General features: G+C 64.9%; 21 protein-coding genes. 3 read left to right on the forward strand and 18 right to left on the reverse strand.

Annotated elements, in window-relative coordinates:
* Positions 1-70: 70 nt before the first annotated feature.
* Genes AC51BJ_RS08125 through rpoE form a run of 6 tightly spaced genes read right to left on the reverse strand, consistent with a single transcriptional unit; the run spans position 71 to position 4268 of the window.
* Positions 71-328 carry a glutaredoxin family protein gene (locus AC51BJ_RS08125; protein ID WP_430434409.1) on the reverse strand — a complete coding sequence of 86 codons (258 nt, stop codon included), beginning with the start codon at positions 326-328 and terminating at the stop codon, positions 71-73.
* Positions 325-1767 carry a DegQ family serine endoprotease gene (locus tag AC51BJ_RS08130; RefSeq protein WP_430434410.1) on the reverse strand — a complete coding sequence of 481 codons (1443 nt, stop codon included), beginning with the start codon at positions 1765-1767 and terminating at the stop codon, positions 325-327. Before AC51BJ_RS08130 ends, AC51BJ_RS08125 begins: the two co-directional genes overlap by 4 nt.
* Complete coding sequence (locus tag AC51BJ_RS08135; protein WP_496279880.1) at positions 1764-2192, reverse strand: SoxR reducing system RseC family protein; 429 nt, start codon at positions 2190-2192, stop codon at positions 1764-1766. The genes AC51BJ_RS08130 and AC51BJ_RS08135 overlap by 4 nt, the downstream gene beginning before the upstream one ends.
* A complete protein-coding gene (locus AC51BJ_RS08140) occupies positions 2192-3160 on the reverse strand; it encodes a MucB/RseB C-terminal domain-containing protein (RefSeq protein WP_430434412.1) in 969 nt (322 codons plus the stop codon). Before AC51BJ_RS08140 ends, AC51BJ_RS08135 begins: the two co-directional genes overlap by 1 nt.
* Entirely contained in the window at positions 3157-3663 is a 507-nt protein-coding gene (locus AC51BJ_RS08145) for a sigma-E factor negative regulatory protein (RefSeq protein WP_496279881.1), read from the reverse strand. Before AC51BJ_RS08145 ends, AC51BJ_RS08140 begins: the two co-directional genes overlap by 4 nt.
* A gap of 5 nt (positions 3664-3668) precedes the next feature.
* The gene (gene rpoE, locus AC51BJ_RS08150; RefSeq protein ID WP_019917809.1) at positions 3669-4268 is read right to left on the reverse strand and encodes an RNA polymerase sigma factor RpoE; all 600 of its coding nucleotides are present in this window, start codon (positions 4266-4268) and stop codon (positions 3669-3671) included.
* 232 nt (positions 4269-4500) lie between these two features.
* Here rpoE and nadB point away from each other — a divergent pair, with 232 nt between their 5' ends.
* A complete protein-coding gene (gene nadB / locus AC51BJ_RS08155; protein ID WP_304005093.1) occupies positions 4501-6117 on the forward strand; it encodes an L-aspartate oxidase in 1617 nt (538 codons plus the stop codon).
* 389 nt (positions 6118-6506) lie between these two features.
* Here the strand turns inward: nadB and fabF are convergent, their stop codons facing one another.
* The 8 genes from fabF to AC51BJ_RS08195 form a co-directional block, all read right to left on the reverse strand.
* Positions 6507-7745 carry a beta-ketoacyl-ACP synthase II gene (gene fabF / locus AC51BJ_RS08160; protein ID WP_024300379.1) on the reverse strand — a complete coding sequence of 413 codons (1239 nt, stop codon included), beginning with the start codon at positions 7743-7745 and terminating at the stop codon, positions 6507-6509.
* A 24-nt stretch (positions 7746-7769) separates the two neighbouring features.
* Positions 7770-8015 (reverse strand): acyl carrier protein, encoded by a 246-nt coding sequence (gene acpP / locus AC51BJ_RS08165; RefSeq protein ID WP_019917806.1) that lies wholly within the window; start codon positions 8013-8015, stop codon positions 7770-7772.
* A 136-nt stretch (positions 8016-8151) separates the two neighbouring features.
* Positions 8152-8898, reverse strand: coding sequence for a 3-oxoacyl-ACP reductase FabG (fabG, locus tag AC51BJ_RS08170; RefSeq protein WP_296812238.1), 747 nt, complete (start codon positions 8896-8898; stop codon positions 8152-8154).
* The gene (fabD, locus tag AC51BJ_RS08175) at positions 8898-9836 is read right to left on the reverse strand and encodes an ACP S-malonyltransferase (RefSeq protein ID WP_304005085.1); all 939 of its coding nucleotides are present in this window, start codon (positions 9834-9836) and stop codon (positions 8898-8900) included. The genes fabG and fabD overlap by 1 nt, the downstream gene beginning before the upstream one ends.
* 39 nt (positions 9837-9875) lie before the next feature.
* The gene (locus AC51BJ_RS08180) at positions 9876-10838 is read right to left on the reverse strand and encodes a beta-ketoacyl-ACP synthase III (RefSeq protein WP_496279882.1); all 963 of its coding nucleotides are present in this window, start codon (positions 10836-10838) and stop codon (positions 9876-9878) included.
* Positions 10835-11848, reverse strand: a complete 1014-nt coding sequence (gene plsX / locus AC51BJ_RS08185) for a phosphate acyltransferase PlsX (RefSeq protein ID WP_304005204.1) — start codon at positions 11846-11848, stop codon at positions 10835-10837. Before plsX ends, AC51BJ_RS08180 begins: the two co-directional genes overlap by 4 nt.
* Positions 11849-11927: 79 nt before the next feature.
* Entirely contained in the window at positions 11928-12107 is a 180-nt protein-coding gene (rpmF, locus tag AC51BJ_RS08190; RefSeq protein ID WP_019917801.1) for a 50S ribosomal protein L32, read from the reverse strand.
* A 76-nt stretch (positions 12108-12183) separates the two neighbouring features.
* On the reverse strand, positions 12184-12753 hold the full coding sequence (locus AC51BJ_RS08195; RefSeq protein WP_496279883.1) for a YceD family protein: 570 nt from the start codon (positions 12751-12753) through the stop codon (positions 12184-12186).
* A 140-nt stretch (positions 12754-12893) separates the two neighbouring features.
* Between AC51BJ_RS08195 and AC51BJ_RS08200 the strand changes: the two genes are divergently transcribed.
* The gene (locus tag AC51BJ_RS08200; RefSeq protein ID WP_430434419.1) at positions 12894-13484 is read left to right on the forward strand and encodes a Maf family protein; all 591 of its coding nucleotides are present in this window, start codon (positions 12894-12896) and stop codon (positions 13482-13484) included.
* Positions 13481-14209, forward strand: a complete 729-nt coding sequence (locus AC51BJ_RS08205; protein WP_430434420.1) for an SAM-dependent methyltransferase — start codon at positions 13481-13483, stop codon at positions 14207-14209. Before AC51BJ_RS08200 ends, AC51BJ_RS08205 begins: the two co-directional genes overlap by 4 nt.
* A 16-nt stretch (positions 14210-14225) precedes the next feature.
* On the opposite strand, the gene AC51BJ_RS08210 is transcribed toward AC51BJ_RS08205, so the two are convergent.
* Genes AC51BJ_RS08210 through AC51BJ_RS08225 form a run of 4 tightly spaced genes read right to left on the reverse strand, consistent with a single transcriptional unit; the run spans position 14226 to position 17181 of the window.
* Positions 14226-15191: a S49 family peptidase gene (locus tag AC51BJ_RS08210; RefSeq protein WP_304005071.1), complete on the reverse strand. Its 966-nt coding sequence runs from the start codon at positions 15189-15191 to the stop codon at positions 14226-14228.
* 10 nt (positions 15192-15201) lie between these two features.
* Complete coding sequence (locus AC51BJ_RS08215; protein WP_496279884.1) at positions 15202-15555, reverse strand: Rieske (2Fe-2S) protein; 354 nt, start codon at positions 15553-15555, stop codon at positions 15202-15204.
* Positions 15543-16199, reverse strand: a complete 657-nt coding sequence (locus AC51BJ_RS08220) for an HAD family hydrolase (protein ID WP_496279885.1) — start codon at positions 16197-16199, stop codon at positions 15543-15545. Before AC51BJ_RS08220 ends, AC51BJ_RS08215 begins: the two co-directional genes overlap by 13 nt.
* Positions 16183-17181, reverse strand: coding sequence for an RluA family pseudouridine synthase (locus AC51BJ_RS08225; protein ID WP_496279886.1), 999 nt, complete (start codon positions 17179-17181; stop codon positions 16183-16185). The genes AC51BJ_RS08220 and AC51BJ_RS08225 overlap by 17 nt, the downstream gene beginning before the upstream one ends.
* Between the last annotated feature and the right edge of the window lie 31 nt (positions 17182-17212).

Genomic DNA, 17212 nt, shown 5'->3' on the forward strand with positions numbered 1-17212 from the left:
AGGGCGGCGGAAAACAAAAAAGGGCGCCGTGGCGGGCACCCCTGTGCGGTCAGCCGGACCGGGCCTGCAGTCAAGCGCGCGATTCTAGCAGATAGGCCCGTACAGCCCCCTCGTCCAGCCGGTGCCGGCACAGTTCGCGATCGCCCGCACAGAGCACCGGAATGTGCTCGCCATAGGCGTCCTCGAATTCCTCGTGCTCGTCGATATCGATTTCGCGCACACTGATCCCCTGGCCGGCGATCAGCGGCTCGAGCGCCTCGATCAGCTCGTCGCACAGGTGACACCAGCGCCGCAGGTAGAGCGTCAGTTCGCGCGGAGCGCCGCTCACTTGCCGTCGCCCTGCCCGTTCGGCGCACGCAGCGTCAGGAAGGTCTGGCTGTCGCCGCGGCGCACCAGCACCGTCAGCCCGACCTTGGGTTCGATGCTGGAGAGGATCTTGTTGAACTGCTCCAGCGTGCCGACTGGTGTCTGCTTGCCGCGGGCGATCACCGCCAGGATGATGTCGCCGGCACGCAGGTCGGATCGCTGGTTGCCCGCGACTTCCTCCACCTTCAGCCCGCCCTCGACCTTCAGTTCGCGCTTCTGCTGCGGCGTCAGCTCGGAGAGCACCAGCCCCAGCCGGTTGGGTGCGGGTGCCGCCTCGGGCGCCGCGCCACGGCGGGCCTTGCGCGGGTCGATGCGTTCGTCACTCAGTTCAGCCACGGTGACGCGGATGTCACGCGTCGCACCGTTGCGCCAGATCTGCGCAACCGACGCCGTGCCCGGCTTCGTTCCGCCCACCAGCCGCGGCAGATCGCCCGACTTTTCGACCTGCTTGCCGTCGAAACGCAGGATCACGTCGCCGGGTTCGATGCCCGCCTTCTCCGCCGGGCCGCGCGGCTCGACCGAACTGACCAGCGCACCTTCGACGTTCGGCAGGCCAAAGGAGTCGGCCAGTTCCTTCGTCACTTCCTGTATGACCACGCCTATGCGTCCGCGCTGAACGCGGCCGGTGGCGCGCAGTTGCGACTGCACATCCATCGCCACGTCGATCGGAATGGCGAAGGACAGGCCCATGAAACCGCCGTTGCGGCTGTAGATCTGCGAATTGATGCCCACCACCTCGCCGCGCAGATTGAACAGCGGCCCGCCCGAATTGCCGGGGTTGATGGCGACGTCGGTCTGGATGAAAGGAACGAAGTTTTCCTGCGGCAGCGAGCGACCCTTGGCCGACACGATGCCGGCGGTGACCGAGCTTTCGAAACCGAAAGGCGAGCCGATGGCCACCACCCACTCGCCCACCTTGAGCTTGCTGGCGTCACCGAAGCGAACGACCGGCAGGCCGGTGGCGTCGATCTTGAGCAGCGCGACGTCGGTACGCTTGTCGGCGCCGATCACGCGCGCCCGGAATTCGCGCTTGTCGGACAGGCGGACGGTGATTTCGTCGGCTTCGTCCACCACGTGAGCATTGGTCATCAGATAGCCGTCGGCCGAAATGATGAATCCTGACCCGAGGGATCGGGCGTCCTGCGAGCCCGGCACACCGGGTTGCTGCGGAACGAAGCGGCGGAAGAAATCGAACATTGGATCGTCTTCGTCCAGCCCAGGCGGCAGCTGCGGCATCGCCCGCGTACTGACCTTCTGCGTCGTGCTGATATTGACCACCGCCCGCCCCTGCTGCTCGACCAGTTGCGAGAAATCCGGCAGTTCGCGCTGCGCGCTGGCCGGAGGAACGATGGCAAACAGGCAACTCAGGCTGAACATCGCAGCCGCGAACAGGGATTTCATGATCTGGGCGAAAGGTCGCGACCGGAAAGGATACGTACGGAAGGAATGAGCGTGCTGCGCGAGCGACTGCCGCGCAGCCAGCCCGCAGCGGCGATCAGACCGACCACGGCCCCTGCTGCCACTGAGAGGTCCGAATCGCCGGCCAGCAGCATCGCCAGTGCAACACCCACGAACAGCGCGAGCAGCGCGACGCCGTAGGTCAGCAGCGCTGCAATCAGCGGCGCCCGCTGCGACACGACGACATCGACGCGTTCGCCTGGCAGCACGGCGACGTCGACGGGTATGACGTAGGTCGCCGCGGCCGATTCACAGGCCCGACCGCAGCCACCGCTTTCGGCACATCGACCGCAACCACTCTGCCGCTCCACATCGACCCAGGCGAAACCATCGGCGACGCGGCGGACCTGACCCGAACGGACGTTCATCAACGCTTCTGTCCCACCGCGTCCGCCATGCGCTGCAGACTGTGCGGCGGCACTTCGCCGAGCGCGGTGATGACGTAGCCCGCCAGCCGTCGCTTGTACACGTTCACGGCGCCATGCTTCATCGGCCCGACGACGTTTCCGTCTTCCTTGCGGTAGGGCTCGATGAATACCGAGATCGCAGCGAGGCCATCGGAGAAAACCATATGGACCATGTCGGGGCGGTCCGGGCCGAGCGACCGCTTCATGCCGGCGATCTGGCGGAAGCCAGGCACGTCGCCATTCATCGTCCAGCCGAGGTCGGCATTCTGAGCCTGGGTCGAATTCGCCGTATGCACCTTCCAGCCCGACGACGAGGCGGCCAGCCTGGATTGCACGTCCTCGCGCGTCAGCGCCGGACCGAGCTGCAGCTGGGCGAAGGCGAACTGCTCTATCGGTTCGCTGCGCTCGTTCACCATGCGCGCCTTCAGCAACAGGCCGGTCTGTGCCTCGATCCAGAACATGTGACCGTAACGGTAACCGTCCTTCGGCTCGAGCAGCACGGACTGGGTATCGAAGCCTGCGACGCGGCCGGGCGGGCCTTTGCGAACCGTGTAGTAATCGCTGAGCGCACCGACCGACTCCGGCAACAGCGACGGGAAAGTCTTCCGCGCGCCACGCCGGTCCTCGATGATGATCTTTTCCTTTGGCAGGTAGCAACGCACCTCGTCATTGACGCGGATGACCTCGCGCGGGCTGCCGTCGAGCACTTCCAGCCGTTCGACCGAATTGCCGTCGGTGTCGACGTAGTGCGCGACACGCGAGGTTTCGACGTTCGAACCGCTCTGATAGACGAAAGTGCCAATGTAGGAGGTGCGCTGCGAGGCGCTCACCGCTCGCCCGAGGAGGGACAGCGCTTCAGGCTGCCCCTGGGCCAGCGCGCCCTGCGCAAACAGCAGGGACGCAAACAGCCAGACTGCCCGCACGATCATCGACGGTCGTCGGTCTGCGGATCCGAAACGCCGCGCGCGTAGAGCGCGACGCCCTGCATGCTGCCGGTCGGCGAGTAACCCTGATGCGCGACAAGATAGGCGCGAAGGGGCGATTCGGTCTGTGCAAGCTGCACCGGCACGACCACCGGAGCAACCGCCAGTTGCGGCTGCACGTCGGGAGCGGACATGAGGTCGAGCCCCAGCCAGGACACCAGCGCGACGCCGGCGACGGCCGCCGCGGCAGGCATCCACAGTCGCTTCGCTTCGGGCTGGACGCGGAAGGCAACCGGCGCCAGCACCGTGGGCTCGTCGTCAAGTCTGCTCATGACCGACGCCGTGAAACGCGCGTCGAAACCATCGTCGCCGCGCAGTACATCGCCAATCATCACCTGCAATGCAAACTCATCGCGCAGATCGCCGTCCGCGTGCAGGCGATCCAGCACCTGCTGCGACGTGCGCTCATCGAGCTCGTTGTCGATGAATGCGCTCAGATTCTCTTTCATGCCTGTTACCACCTCTTGTCGGGAGCCGTGTCGAGCAGCGGCCGCAGCTTCTCGGCGATCGCCTCCCGGGCACGGAAAATGCGCGAACGCACCGTCCCGATCGGACAATCCATCACTGTCGCGATCTCCTCGTAGGCCATGCCTTCGAGCTCACGCAGCATGATGGCTGTGCGCAGTTCTTCGGGCAGTGCTTCCATTGCGGAGGTCACCGTCTGTCCGATCTGCTTGGTCAGCAGCAGCCGCTCGGGGGTGTTGATGTCCCGGAGGTTGTCGCTGTCGTCAAAGTTTTCCGCCTCTTCGGAATCGAACTCCGTGCTGGTCGGGGCTCTGCGCCCCTGCGACACGAGGTAGTTCTTCGCCGTATTGACGCCTATTCTGTACAGCCACGTGTAAAACGCGCTCTCACCGCGGAACGAGGGCAACGCACGGTAAGCCTTGATGAAGGCCTCCTGTGCCACGTCCTCTACTTCGGCCGGGTCGCGTATCAGGCGCGACAGCAGCCGTCCGAGCTTGCGCTGATACTTGCTGACCAACAGACCGAAGGCCTGCTTGTCGCCGCGCTGCGCACGCTCGACAAGCAGCTGGTCAACCTCTCGCTCGCTCATCTGGGCCGATGTTGTGCCACCCGGGTCTTTCACCGGCGCGGGTTTTGAACTGGCGCGCAGTATATCCGAGCGCGCAGGCCTGGGTACCACTTGAAGGGGGTGTAGTGTCGCGTCCATGCCAGCACAGACCGGGGGCTTCCGACAAAGTTCATTGCAGTCGGCACGTCCGCGGCCGGCATCCTCTCGCTGCGCTGCGATATAGTGCAGCCCTCCCATTGAACTGCTGATCGCCGTGCAGACATTCGACGTGCTGGTACTCGGAAGCGGCCTGGCCGGACAGGCGCTCGCTTTGCGACTGGCGGAAGCCGGTCGCCAGGTCGCCCTGGTCACCAAGCAGAAGCTGGAGGACTCGGCGTCCAGCTGGGCCCAGGGTGGCGTGGCCGCCGTGCTCGACAGCGAGGACTCGGTCGAGGCGCATCTGCGCGACACGCTGGTCGCCGGCGCCGGACTGTGCGACCCGGAAGCCAGCCGCTTCGTGGTCGAGAACGGCCGACGCGCGATCGAGTGGCTGATCGGCCGCGGCGTCCCCTTCACGCGCGACGACCAGACCTCGCTCGGTTACCACCTGACTCGTGAGGGCGGCCACAGCCACCGCCGCATCGTGCATGTGGCCGATGCGACCGGCTCGGCCATCCAGATGACGCTGACCGGTCAGGTCAAGGCGCACCCGAACATCCACATCTTCGAACGCCATCTGGCGGTCGATCTGATCGTCGGCTGGAAGATCGGTCGCCCAGAACTGGGCTGCGCCGGCGCCTACGTCCTCGACATCGAGAACGACCGCGTCGATACCTTTGCAGCGCCAGTGGTCGTGCTGGCAACCGGCGGTGCCGGCAAGGTCTACCTGTACACGACCAATCCGGATACCGCGACCGGCGACGGCATCGCGATGGCGTGGCGCGCCGGTTGCAGGGTGGGAAACATGGAGTTCATCCAGTTTCACCCGACCTGTCTCTACCACCCGCACGCCAAGTCCTTCCTGATCACCGAGGCGATGCGCGGCGAGGGCGGCCTGCTGCGGCTGCCCGACGGCGAACGCTTCATGCCGGCGCACGACGAACGCGCCGAACTGGCGCCGCGCGACGTCGTGGCACGGGCGATCGACTACGAAATGAAGAAGCGCGGTCTCGACTGCGTCTATCTTGACGTGTCGCACAAGCCGGCCGACTTCCTGATCAGCCATTTCCCGAACATCCATGCACGCTGCCTCGAACTCGGCATAGACATCACGCGGCAGCCGATTCCGGTGGTGCCAGCGGCGCATTACACATGCGGCGGCGTCAAGGTCGACCAGCGTGCGCATACCGATGTCGATGGCCTGTACGCGATCGGCGAGACCAGTTACACCGGTCTGCACGGCGCCAACCGGCTGGCCAGCAACTCGCTGCTGGAATGCCTCGTCTATGCCGAGTCTGCGGCACAGGACATCCTCGCTCGACCCGGCTCTTCCCTGCCCGACCTGCCGGCCTGGGACGAAAGCCGCGTAACCGACGCCGACGAAGAGGTGGTGATCGCGCACAACTGGGACGAACTGCGCCGCTTCATGTGGGACTACGTCGGCATCGTCCGCACCAACAAGCGCCTTGAACGCGCACTGCATCGCATCCGCCTGCTCGAACGCGAGATCGACGAGTACTACGCGCACTTCCGCATCAGCAATGACCTGATCGAATTGCGCAATCTGGTGATGACCGCCCATCTCATCGTGCGCAGCGCGATGCAGCGGCACGAGAGTCGCGGCCTGCATTTCAGTCGTGACTACCCCGATACCAGCGACGCAGCCAGCCCAACCATCCTGCGTCCGCGTCGCTCGCGTCAGCCAGAAGAACTGCACGCAACCACAGTCTGAAGCGCCGGTAATCGTCGACGCTGTCGAACTGGTCCGCAAACAGCAGCAGGTGCTGTCGCCCGCCATCGCCTTCCAGCGTGACCGAAGTCCAAGCACGCCCCATTCTCGCTGCGCAGGGGCGGCCGCTCAGCGCCTCGCCGACGGACTGAACGCAAGTGAGGGATTCGCCATCCTCGCTCGCCAGCCCGCACAGGCGCCCCGCTCGCACGCGCACCGCTACCGTCAGCGGCAGCGAGAGCGCACAGAGCCCGATGGCGAGAGGGCCTAGCAGTACCGACGCAACGACAGCGGCAAGCGAGGCGAAAAAAAGGGCCACGTCGCGAAGACGTGACCCTTTCAGATGCATCTGCCGGAAGCCCTGAAGCCGCTCGCGGTTCAAGGCCGGTGTCTCACATGCGACGGAAGACCAGCGTCGCGTTCGTACCGCCGAAACCAAAGGAATTCGACAGCGCGGAACGAATGTTGATCTCGCGCGGCACCAGCGGCACGTAATCGAGATCGCAGGCCGGATCCTGGTCGCGCAGATTGGCGGTCGGCGGCGCGATCTGCTTGTGGATCGCCATCACCGTCACCACCGCCTCGATACCCGCGGCCGCGCCCAGTGCGTGACCGGTCATGGACTTGGTCGAGCTGACGCACAGCGTTTTGGCGTGCTCACCAAAACAGCGCTTGATCGCCACCGTTTCGGCAATGTCGCCCAGCGGCGTGGATGTGCCGTGAGCGTTGATGTAGTCGACCTCGTCCAGCGCCACACCACCGTTGCGCAGCGCATTCGCCATGCTGCGCGATGCACCTTCACCGTCCTCGCAGGGCGCAGTGATGTGATGCGCGTCGGCACTCATGCCGTAGCCGGCGAGCTCGCAGTAGATGCGTGCGCCGCGGGCCTTCGCGTGCTCGTACTCCTCGAGCACCAGCACGCCAGCACCTTCACCCAGCACGAAGCCGTCACGACCGCTGTCCCACGGACGGCTGGCGGTCTCCGGATCATCGTTACGGCCCGACAGCGCCTTGGCAGCCGCGAAGCCGGCCACGCCCAGCGGGCACATCGTCGATTCGGCACCACCGGCAATCATCACGTCGGCGTCGCCATACTCGATCAGACGCATCGCTTCGCCAATCGAGTGGTTGGCCGTCGCGCAGGCACTGACGGTCGCAAAGTTCGGGCCCTTGAAACCGTAGTTGATCGCCACGATGCCGGAGATCATGTTGATGATCGAGCCCGGCACGAAGAACGGCGACACCTTGCGCACGCCGCCGGCCAGCATGGCGTTGTGCGTTTCCTCGATCATCGGCAGACCGCCGATGCCCGAGCCGACGCAGACGCCGATGCGCTCGGCGTTGGCCGGATTCGCCTCGAGTCCGGCATCGCGGATGGCATCCATCGAGGCAGCAATGCCGAAATGGATGAAGGTGTCGAAACGCCGTGCCTCTTTCGGAGACAGGTAGTTGGCGACGTCGAAATCGCGCACTTCGCCCGCGATCTGGACAGGCAGTTCGGACGGATCGAAACGCGTGATGCGACGGATCCCCGACTTCGCCGCCAGGATGTTCTCCCAGGCTTGTCCGACCGTGTTCCCGACCGGGGAAATGATGCCCAGGCCGGTGACAACTATTCTTTTACGTGCCAAAACGTACTCCGCTCGATGAAACGATCAGGCCTTGCTGGCCAGATGACGGTTCACGTAATCGATGGCCTGTTGCACCGAGGTGATCTTCTCGGCTTCTTCGTCGGGGATTTCGCATTCGAACTCTTCTTCGAGCGCCATGACCAGTTCAACCGTATCGAGCGAGTCAGCGCCCAGATCGTCGACGAAAGACGATTCGTTCTTGATCTCGGCTTCGTTGACGCCCAGTTGTTCGGCAACGATCTTCTTGACGCGTTGTTCGATGTTTTCCATTGCGGTACTCCTTCCCTGTGTATGCCCTGACTAGAGCGTGAGAGCGCGAAAAAAAAGTGGCGCGAGTGTAACAGAAAGCCTGGTCCACTTCGCCTTTGGAGGTGTATGGCGCTTGCGCGCCGCACACCGCCGAATATCAATGCATGAACATCCCGCCGTTCACATGCAAGGTACTGCCGGTCACGTAGGCGGCGAGCGGCGACGCGAGGAACACGACCGCAGCGGCCACTTCGTCAGCCGAACCGAGGCGTCCCAGCGGAATCTGGCCCAGCAACGCGTCACGGGCGGCGTCGCCCAGCGCCTCGGTCATGTCGGTGGCGATGAAGCCCGGCGCCACGCAATTCACGGTGATGTTGCGCGAACCGAGTTCGCGCGCCAGCGCCATGCTCATGCCGGCGACGCCTGCCTTGGCGGCGGCGTAGTTGGCCTGCCCCGGATTACCCGTTTCGCCGACCACCGACGTGATGTTGATGATGCGGCCGCTGCGCGCCTTCATCATGCCCTTCATCACGGCGCGCGACATCGTGAATACCGCCTTCAGGTTGGTGTCGATGACCGCCTGCCACTCGTCGTCCTTCATCCGCATCGCGAGGTTGTCGCGCGTGATGCCGGCGTTGTTCACCAGCACGGAAACGGTGCCGAAGTCCTTCTCGATCGCGCTGATCGCGGCGGGAATCGCCGCAGTATCGGTCACGTCGAGCACGATGCCCCGCCCCCGGACGCCGGCAGTTTCGAAAGACTGCTGTATGCCTGCGGCGCCGGCTTCACTGGTCGCGGTGCCGATCACCGTGGCGCCCGCCTGGCCGAGCGCCAGCGCAATCGCGCGGCCGATGCCCCGGCTGGCGCCGGTCACCAGCGCAATCTGTCCGTCGAGAACACCCATCAATTCACTCCGATCTGTTGAGCAAGCTGTTCCAGCGCAGCACCGTCGGACAGCGCCACACCATTCAGGTTGCGGTCGATGCGCTTGGTCAGGCCGGCCAGCACCTTGCCCGGGCCGCACTCTGCGACCGTGACGACGCCCAGTTCTGCCATGCGCTGAATCACCTCGACCCACCGCACCGGCGCCGCCGCCTGACGGACCAGTGCATCGCGGATCGCGTCCGGCTCTTCCGGCGAAGCGACATCGACGTTATTGACCAACATGATCTGCGGCCGGCGGAATTCGACGTCGGGCAGCGCCTGGGCCAGCTTTTCGGCCGCCGGCTGCATCAGGCTGCAATGAAAGGGCGCACTGACCGGCAGCGCGACCGTGCGCTTGGCACCGCGTTCCGACAGCAGTGCCATCGCGCGCTGGACGGCAGCGGCATGGCCGGCAATCACTGTCTGCTCAGGCGAGTTGAAATTCACCGCAGCGACCACTTCACCTTGTGCGGCGTCGTCGCAGCAGGCCTGCACTGCGGCTGCGTCCAGACCCAGCACGGCGGCCATCGCGCCGGTACCGGCGGGCACGGCGTCCTGCATTGCCTGCGCGCGCAGACGAACCAGCGGCACGGCATCCTTCAGTCTAAGCACGCCGGCAGCGACCAGCGCTGCGTACTCGCCCAAGCTGTGCCCGGCGACGACATCAGGGGTACGACCGGTACGCTTGACCCAGCTGCGGAACACCGCGACGCCGGCAGTCAGCATCAGCGGCTGCGTGTTGGTGGTCAGCGACAGGCGCTCGGCAGGACCGTCGGCCGCCATCGCCCACAGATCTTCACCGAGCGCGAGCGAAGCCTCGTCAAAAGCCGCGCGGATTTCGGCGTCGTCGCCATAGGCGGCCATCATGCCGACCGATTGCGAACCCTGGCCCGGAAAAACGAAAGCGAATTTCTGCATGGAAGACATCGGAAAATCGGTGGATCGGAAGCGAGTGGATCAGAAGCGCAGCAACACGCCGCCCCAGGTAAAACCGCCGCCCACACCCTCGAGCATCACGTTCTGGCCCCGCTTGATGCGGCCGTCACGGACGGCGATATCAAGCGCGAGCGGCACCGACGCAGCCGACGTATTGCCATGCTCGGCCACCGTGGTAACGACCTTGTCCATCGACATGTCGAGTCGCTTGGCGGTCGACTGCAGGATGCGGATATTGGCCTGGTGAGGCACCAGCCAGTCGAGCGCAGTCATCGGCAGTTCGGCTGCCTGCATCAGTTCGACCGCGGTATCGCCCAGCACGCGCACGGCGAACTTGAAAACCGCCTGGCCGTCCATCTGCAGCAAGGGCTTGCCGGCAACAACGCCATTGCAGACCTGGCCCGGCACCGACAGGATGTCGTGATAGTGGCCGTCGGCATGCAGCGCCGATGACAGGATGCCCGGCTCGCTCGATGCCTCGAGCACCACTGCGCCGGCACCGTCACCGAACAGCACGCAGGTGCCGCGGTCGTTCCAGTCGAGGATGCGCGAGAACACCTCGGCACCGACGACCAGCGCACACTTGTGCGAACCCGAACGGATAAACTTCTCGGCGATGGTCAGCGCATAGACGAAACCCGAGCACACCGCCTGCACGTCGAACGCGGTCGCCACGCGGTTACCCAGCTTGTGCTGCAGCAGGCAGGCGGTACTCGGGAAAACCTGATCGGGCGTCGACGTGGCGACGATGATCAGATCGACCTCGCCCGCCTCGCGACCGGCCATTTCGAGCGCCCGACGGCTCGCATTCAGCGCGAGGTCGCTGGAATGTTCGTGCTCGGCGGCAAAGTGACGGAAGCGGATGCCGGTACGATCGGCGATCCACTCGTCCGACGTTTCGATGCCCCGTGCGACCAGATCATGGTTCGACACCGGCGCGCCGGGCAGATAGCCGCCCGTGCCGGTGATGCGGCAAAAACTCATGCAGCTACCTCGGTACGTGTCATGCATTCGGTGATGCGGGCGATCAGATCATTGCGCACTGCATCGGCTGCGCGGGCGATGGCCTGCTCGAATCCGTAGGCATCGCTGGAGCCGTGGCTCTTCACGACGACACCGCGCAGGCCGAGCAGACTGGCGCCATTGTAACGACGATGATCGACACGGCGGCGGAAGGCGGCAATGACCGGCCGGGCAACCAGGTACATCAGCTTGCGCAGCGGTCCGCGGCTGAATTCCTCGCGCAGGAAGGTGCCTATCATCTGCGCCAGACCTTCCGACGTCTTCAGCGCGACATTGCCGACGAATCCATCGCAGACCACGACGTCGGTCGTGCCCTTGTAGATGTCGTTACCCTCAACATTGCCGTAGAAGTTGAGATCACTGGCGCGCAGCAGATCGGCTGCACCCTTCACCGCTTCATTGCCCTTGATCGCTTCCTCGCCGATGTTGAGCAACCCGACGCTCGGGCGCTCGCGCGACTCGAGCGCCGACACCAGCATCGCGCCCATCAGGCCGAACTGGAACAGGTGCTCGGAGGTGCAATCGACATTGGCGCCGAGGTCCAGCACGTAAGTGTGGCCCTTTACGGTCGGCAGGATGGAGGCAATCGCCGGCCGGTCGATGCCGGGCAGCGTCTTCAGGACGAACTTGGAGATCGCCATCAGCGCGCCGGTGTTGCCGGCGGACACCGCGGCCTGCGCGCGACCTTCCTTCACCAGGTCGATCGCCACACGCATTGATGAATCCTTCTTGCCGCGCATGGCTTGCGCCGGCGGCTCGTCCATGCCCACCACTTCGGACGCATGGACGACAGAAATCCGCGGCTCGTCGCTCACACCGAGGCGCTTCAATTCAGCATCGAGCACATCCTTGAGCCCGACGAGCAGCAGACTGCAGGCAGGATCCCTTCGCAGATAGGCAAGGGATGCCGGCAGGGTGACAGACGGACCATGATCCCCGCCCATGCAATCGATGGCCAGGGTGTAGCTCATGCCGCGCATCCGATCAATTCAAAGTCGTCCGGGGAGGCCGCACAGGTGCGGCGTGCCGGAAAAAACGACAAAGCGATGATCACTCGCCCTTGGTCTTGAGCACCTTCTTGCCGCGGTAGAAACCGCTCGGCGAGATGTGATGACGCAGGTGGACCTCACCCGTGGTCGACTCGACGGCGGTGGCCGGCGCGGTCAGAAAATCATGCGCACGGTGCATGCCGCGCTTCGACGGCGACTTCTTGTTTTGCTGGACAGCCATGAACAACTCCCCCGGATAACCGGATAAAAAACCACACAACCGCGCCCGCCGGATCGGATGATCCAGCCAGCCTCATTCAATTCCGTTTCAGCTGCCCGAGCACCGCGAACGGTGACGGCTTAGCCGAAGTCGTTTCCTGCTCGTTCACGCCTGCTGCCGCCGGCGCCTCGCACTGCTCGTGCAGTGGTACCGCGGGCAACGCAAGCAGCACTTCGTCCTCAACCAGTGCTGCCAGATCGAGCGGCCCGTCGAGTTCCAGCGCCTCAAAACTGTCGTCGTCGAGATCTTCGTCGCCCCAGGCCTCGCCGGCAAATACCAGGCGGAAGCGGGACTCGCTATGCACATCGATCTGCACGTCGCCGAGACAGCGCTGGCATTGCATCACCACATCGGCCGCCACCGCGAGGGTCAGCCAGCAGGCGCCTTCGGCATCTACCGAACCGGTGAGCGACCACTCGATTCCATCGGCACTGCGGCACTCCGCCGCCAGTCGCCCGAACGATGCCAGCGCGACACGACCGGTCAGACGCTGCTGCGCACGCGCCAGCTGCTGTGCGTCGAGCCGGACACGTACTTCGTCGCCGCTCGATTCATTGCCGGCCGACACATTACCCGTCGACTTTCCGGCTCCGGCTGCTTCGGTCATGAACGTCTGCTTGCCCGATGATGCAACAGGCGGAGAAACAAACCCAAAATGATACTATCCCCTTGAAGCTGCTGTCAAAGCACGTTCAGACTTTCGGCCTGCGAAGACGCGGGCCGGCACTCCGTTTCCCTCGTCCGCATATGTCCCCAGATCTTCCTCCACTGGTCCTCGGCTCGTCCTCACGCTATCGCCAGGAGCTGCTGTCCCGGCTGCGCGTTCCCTTCACCACTGCGTCACCGGACATCGACGAGTCGATGCTCGGCGACGAAACGCCACGCGAACAGGCCATACGCCTCGCGCGCAGCAAGGCCGAAGCGATCGCGGCGCGCTTTCCCGGCGCCTGTGTCATCGGCTCCGATCAGGTGGCCTCCTGCGGCGGACGTCGCTACGGCAAGCCGGGCAGCCGCGACGCCGCCATCGCCCAGCTGGCGGAACTGAGCGGCCGGACCGTCGTGTTCGACACTGCGCTGTGCGTGATCGATGGCCGCAACGGCACACGGCATGAAGCCCTGGTGCCGACCGAAGTCGCGCTCCGCCCGCTGTCTCGACCGGAAATCGAGCGCTACGTCGATCTCGATGACCCGCTGGACTGCGCTGGCGCCGCCAAATCCGAATCGCTGGGCATTGCTTTGCTGGAGCGGCTGAGCGGCGACGACCCGACAGCGCTGGTCGGCCTGCCGCTGATCCGTCTCAGCGCCTTGCTGCGTGACATCGGTTACCCGCTGCCATGAGCACGATGACCTCGGCGGGCACGCTCTACATGCTGCCCAGCCCGCTCGACGTCGGCGCCGATTGCGCGCTCGACACGCCAGCCGCAGTGCGCGACTGCGCACACCGCCTCGACTACTTCCTGGTGGAGAGCGCCAAGTCGGCCCGCGCCACGCTGAAGCGTCTCGAGCACCCGACGCCGCTGCGCGAGCTCGAAATCGTCGAGTTGCCGCCGGAAAAGGACGGCCGTCTGCTGCGAGACCTGCTGGCGCCCGTACTCGCCGGCCGCAGCGCCGGCGTGATTTCCGACGCAGGCTGCCCCGGCGTTGCCGACCCGGGTGCGCTGGCGGCACGTACCGCCCACACGATGGGCATCCCGGTCATGCCGCTGGTCGGCCCATCGTCCATCCTGCTCGGTCTGATGGCGTCCGGCCTGAACGGGCAATCGTTCGCCTTCCACGGCTATCTGCCGGTCGAGGACGGCGCGCGGGCGAAGACACTGGCGGAGCTGGAGAAGCAGTCGGCGCGACTCAGACAGACCCAACTGTTCATCGAGACGCCCTATCGCAACCTGAAAATGTTCGACGCCATTCGCTCGCATTGCCGCGGCAGCACCTTGCTGTGCGTGGCGGCGGCGCTGACGGCGCCCGATCAGTTCGTGCGGACGAAGCCAGTGTCGAAGTGGACGGTGGAGGAGATCGGACGCATCGACCGCCGCCCGACACTTTTCCTCCTGCTGGCCGATTAAGGCGTCGCCAAACGCTTCAGCGCATCCCTACGCGGTTCAGCACGCCGGTCACGCTCTCACCCAGATCGGCGCCCAGTTGCTTGGCAAAACGCTCGGCGATGTTCTGACGCTGCGTGAAATCGACGATATCGGCAGCCTTGACGACGTCGCGCGCAACGTACTCGACGCTGCCCAAGTCGTCGGCCAGACCCAGTTCGATACTGCGCGAGCCGCTCCACATCAGGCCGGAGAACATGTCCGGCGATTCCTTCAGCCGCTCGCCGCGGCCCTTGCGCACCACCTCGATGAACTGCTGATGCACGTCGCCGAGAAGCTGACGCGCATGATCCTTATGCCGTTCATCCTGCGGCGAAAACGGATCGAGAAAACCCTTGTTCTCGCCAGCCGTCAGCAGCCGGCGCTCGATCCCCACCTTGTCCATCAGTCCAGTGAAACCGAAGCCATCCATCAGCACGCCGATCGAACCGACGATGCTCGCCTTGTCCACGTAGATGCGGTCAGCAGCGACGGCGACGTAATAGCCGCCGGATGCACAGATGTCCTCGACCACGGCGTACAGCGGCGTATCCGGATAAAGCGCACGCAGCCGGCCGATCTCGTCGTTGATGATGCCGCTCTGCACCGGACTGCCGCCCGGGCTGTTGATCTTCAGGATGACGCCCTGAGTGTTCTTGTCGTCGAAGGCCGACTGCAGCGAGGACACGATGCGCTCGGCGCTCGCTTCGCCGTTCGGCGCGATGACACCGCTGAGCTCGACCAGCGCCGTGTGCTTGCGGTGTTCGGCCTGACTGAAAAGGGAACTCCAGTCGATCAGCGCAAAGGTGAGCACGCCAAGGTAGGCGAAGCCGATCATCCGGAAAAAGATGCTCCAGCGCCGACGACGGCGCTGTTCGGTGACCGATTCGAGCGCGAGACGCTCGATCAGCTTGCGCTCCCAAGTGGCGTCAGGACGTTTATCTGAAGAATTGTCGGGTTCGGACATGATGGTTTACTTACTCGCTGCGTGCTTCGGACAGCCACACCTGTCCATCGGATTCTTCGAGCTTCACCGGTTCCAGTCTTGCGCCGCGGCAGGGACCGCCGACACACAGCCCGGTGTCCGGTGCATAAAGGGCGCCGTGAGTGGAGCAGATCAAGTATAACTTTGAAGTATCGAAGAACTCGCCGTGATTCCAGTCGAGTTCTATCGGCACATGGCGACAGCGATTTATATAGCCGTGCACCCGCCCGCGGAAACGTACGGCGAAGGCCTGCCGCGGTTTGTCGCCAGCGCCCGCGATCTCGAACCGCACCCCTGCTCCGCCTTCCTCCAGCGCGTCCGACGCGCAGACGCTCACGCGTGACATCGCAGCCATTCCGTCAGCTCGGCCACGCTGGCAGCGTGCGCTCGCGGCGCCACGTCGAGCAGTTCGTGCAGAGGATGCGCACCGTAACTCACGGCAACCGCCTCGCAACCGGCGTGACGCGCCATCAGCAGATCGTGCGTCGTATCGCCGATGACCAGTGTGCGCTCAGGCGCGTGCGACAGTTCGTCCATCAGTTCCAGCACCATGTCGGGCGCCGGTTTCGACACCGATTCGTCGGCACAGCGGGTGGACGCGAACATCGGCCCCAGGCCGGTGTGACCGAGCGCGCGATTCAGGCCGACGCGGCTCTTGCCGGTGGCCACCGCGAGCGTGTGACCGCGCCCGCGCAATTCGTCGAGCAGTTCAGGCACGCCGTCGAACAGTGTCAATTCGTGGTCGCGCGCCAGGTAGTGATAGCGATAGCGGCCGGCCAGTTCCTGGTGGCGTGAGGCGGGCAGTGCGGGGACGGCACGCGACAGCGCGTCGATCAGCCCGAGGCCGATCACCGAACGCGCGGTCGCGTCGTCCGGCGGCACAACGCCCAGGTCGTCACAGGCGTGCTGGATGGCATGGACGATGGCCGCCGCCGAATCGAGCAGCGTACCGTCCCAGTCGAAAACGATGAGGTCAAACTGTGCGGGCATGGTCTTGGTCAGTGTTGCGGGCTGCGCGATCGAATTCGCGCGGATGGTGCGCATCGAGCCGGCGCACGAAACCCGCCAGGTCCTCCGGCAGCGGCGCCTCGATCTGCAGGCGTTCGCCGGTGAGGGGATGGTTGAGTGCCAGACTGTGCGCGTGCAGGAACATGCGCGGCAGCCCCTCCTTCCGCAAAGCCTTGTTCAGCGGGAAATCACCGTATTTCTCGTCGCCGGCGATGGGAAAGCCACTGGACGCCAGGTGCACACGGATCTGGTGCGTACGGCCGGTCTTGATGCGCACGCCGAGCAGGCTGTAGCCGGGCCAGCGCGCCTCCAGTTCAACGATCGAGTGGGCCGCCTTGCCGTCGGGGTCGACCGCTACGCGGCGCTCGCCCGACTCCGTCAGATACTTGGTCAGCGCCAGCTTGATGTGCTGCAGCGGATTGAGCCAGCGGCCCTTCACCAGCGCGTAGTAGCGCTTGTCCATGCCGCCGTCGCGGAAGGCGTCGTGCAGTGCGGTCAGCGCCGAACGCTTCTTCGCCACCAGCAGGATGCCCGAGGTTTCACGGTCCAGCCGGTGCGCCAGCTCGAGCAGCTTCGCCTGCGGCCGCGCCCGGCGCAGGCTTTCGATCACGCCGAAACTGACGCCGGAGCCCCCGTGCACGGCGATACCGGCCGGCTTGTTGATGGCCAGGAAGGCGTCGTCCTCGTACAGGATGTCGAATTCGAGCGCCGGAATGGCCGCTGGAGTACCTGGATCGGCCATGCGGACAGGCGGAATGCGCACCTCGTCGCGCTCGGCCAGCCGGTAGGTCTGGTCGACCCGCTTGCTGTTAACACGCACTTCGCCGGAGCGCAGGATGCGATAGACGTGACTCTTCGGCACGCCCTTGCACACCCGCAGCAGGAAGTTGTCAATGCGCTGCCCAGCCTCCTCCGCATCCACGACATGCCGCACAACTTTCGGAGCTTTACCCAACTCCTTCATTTCAAATATACTGCGACGGGTTTTCGGTCTG

The organism is Methyloversatilis sp. S146-33, from assembly GCF_059552495.1.

Coding starts and splice junctions, on each gene's coding strand:
- AC51BJ_RS08130 (WP_430434410.1), bottom strand. CDS start 1,767: ATGAAATCCCTGTTCGCGGCTGCGATGTTCAGCCTGAGTTGCCTGTTT.
- AC51BJ_RS08135 (WP_496279880.1), bottom strand. CDS start 2,192: ATGAACGTCCGTTCGGGTCAGGTCCGCCGCGTCGCCGATGGTTTCGCC.
- AC51BJ_RS08140 (WP_430434412.1), bottom strand. CDS start 3,160: ATGATCGTGCGGGCAGTCTGGCTGTTTGCGTCCCTGCTGTTTGCGCAG.
- AC51BJ_RS08145 (WP_496279881.1), bottom strand. CDS start 3,663: ATGAAAGAGAATCTGAGCGCATTCATCGACAACGAGCTCGATGAGCGC.
- rpoE (WP_019917809.1), bottom strand. CDS start 4,268: ATGAGCGAGCGAGAGGTTGACCAGCTGCTTGTCGAGCGTGCGCAGCGC.
- acpP (WP_019917806.1), bottom strand. CDS start 8,015: ATGGAAAACATCGAACAACGCGTCAAGAAGATCGTTGCCGAACAACTG.
- fabG (WP_296812238.1), bottom strand. CDS start 8,898: ATGGGTGTTCTCGACGGACAGATTGCGCTGGTGACCGGCGCCAGCCGG.
- fabD (WP_304005085.1), bottom strand. CDS start 9,836: ATGCAGAAATTCGCTTTCGTTTTTCCGGGCCAGGGTTCGCAATCGGTC.
- AC51BJ_RS08180 (WP_496279882.1), bottom strand. CDS start 10,838: ATGAGTTTTTGCCGCATCACCGGCACGGGCGGCTATCTGCCCGGCGCG.
- plsX (WP_304005204.1), bottom strand. CDS start 11,848: ATGAGCTACACCCTGGCCATCGATTGCATGGGCGGGGATCATGGTCCG.
- rpmF (WP_019917801.1), bottom strand. CDS start 12,107: ATGGCTGTCCAGCAAAACAAGAAGTCGCCGTCGAAGCGCGGCATGCAC.
- AC51BJ_RS08195 (WP_496279883.1), bottom strand. CDS start 12,753: ATGACCGAAGCAGCCGGAGCCGGAAAGTCGACGGGTAATGTGTCGGCC.
- AC51BJ_RS08200 (WP_430434419.1), top strand. CDS start 12,894: ATGTCCCCAGATCTTCCTCCACTGGTCCTCGGCTCGTCCTCACGCTAT.
- AC51BJ_RS08205 (WP_430434420.1), top strand. CDS start 13,481: ATGAGCACGATGACCTCGGCGGGCACGCTCTACATGCTGCCCAGCCCG.
- AC51BJ_RS08210 (WP_304005071.1), bottom strand. CDS start 15,191: ATGTCCGAACCCGACAATTCTTCAGATAAACGTCCTGACGCCACTTGG.
- AC51BJ_RS08215 (WP_496279884.1), bottom strand. CDS start 15,555: ATGTCACGCGTGAGCGTCTGCGCGTCGGACGCGCTGGAGGAAGGCGGA.
- AC51BJ_RS08220 (WP_496279885.1), bottom strand. CDS start 16,199: ATGCCCGCACAGTTTGACCTCATCGTTTTCGACTGGGACGGTACGCTG.
- AC51BJ_RS08225 (WP_496279886.1), bottom strand. CDS start 17,181: ATGAAGGAGTTGGGTAAAGCTCCGAAAGTTGTGCGGCATGTCGTGGAT.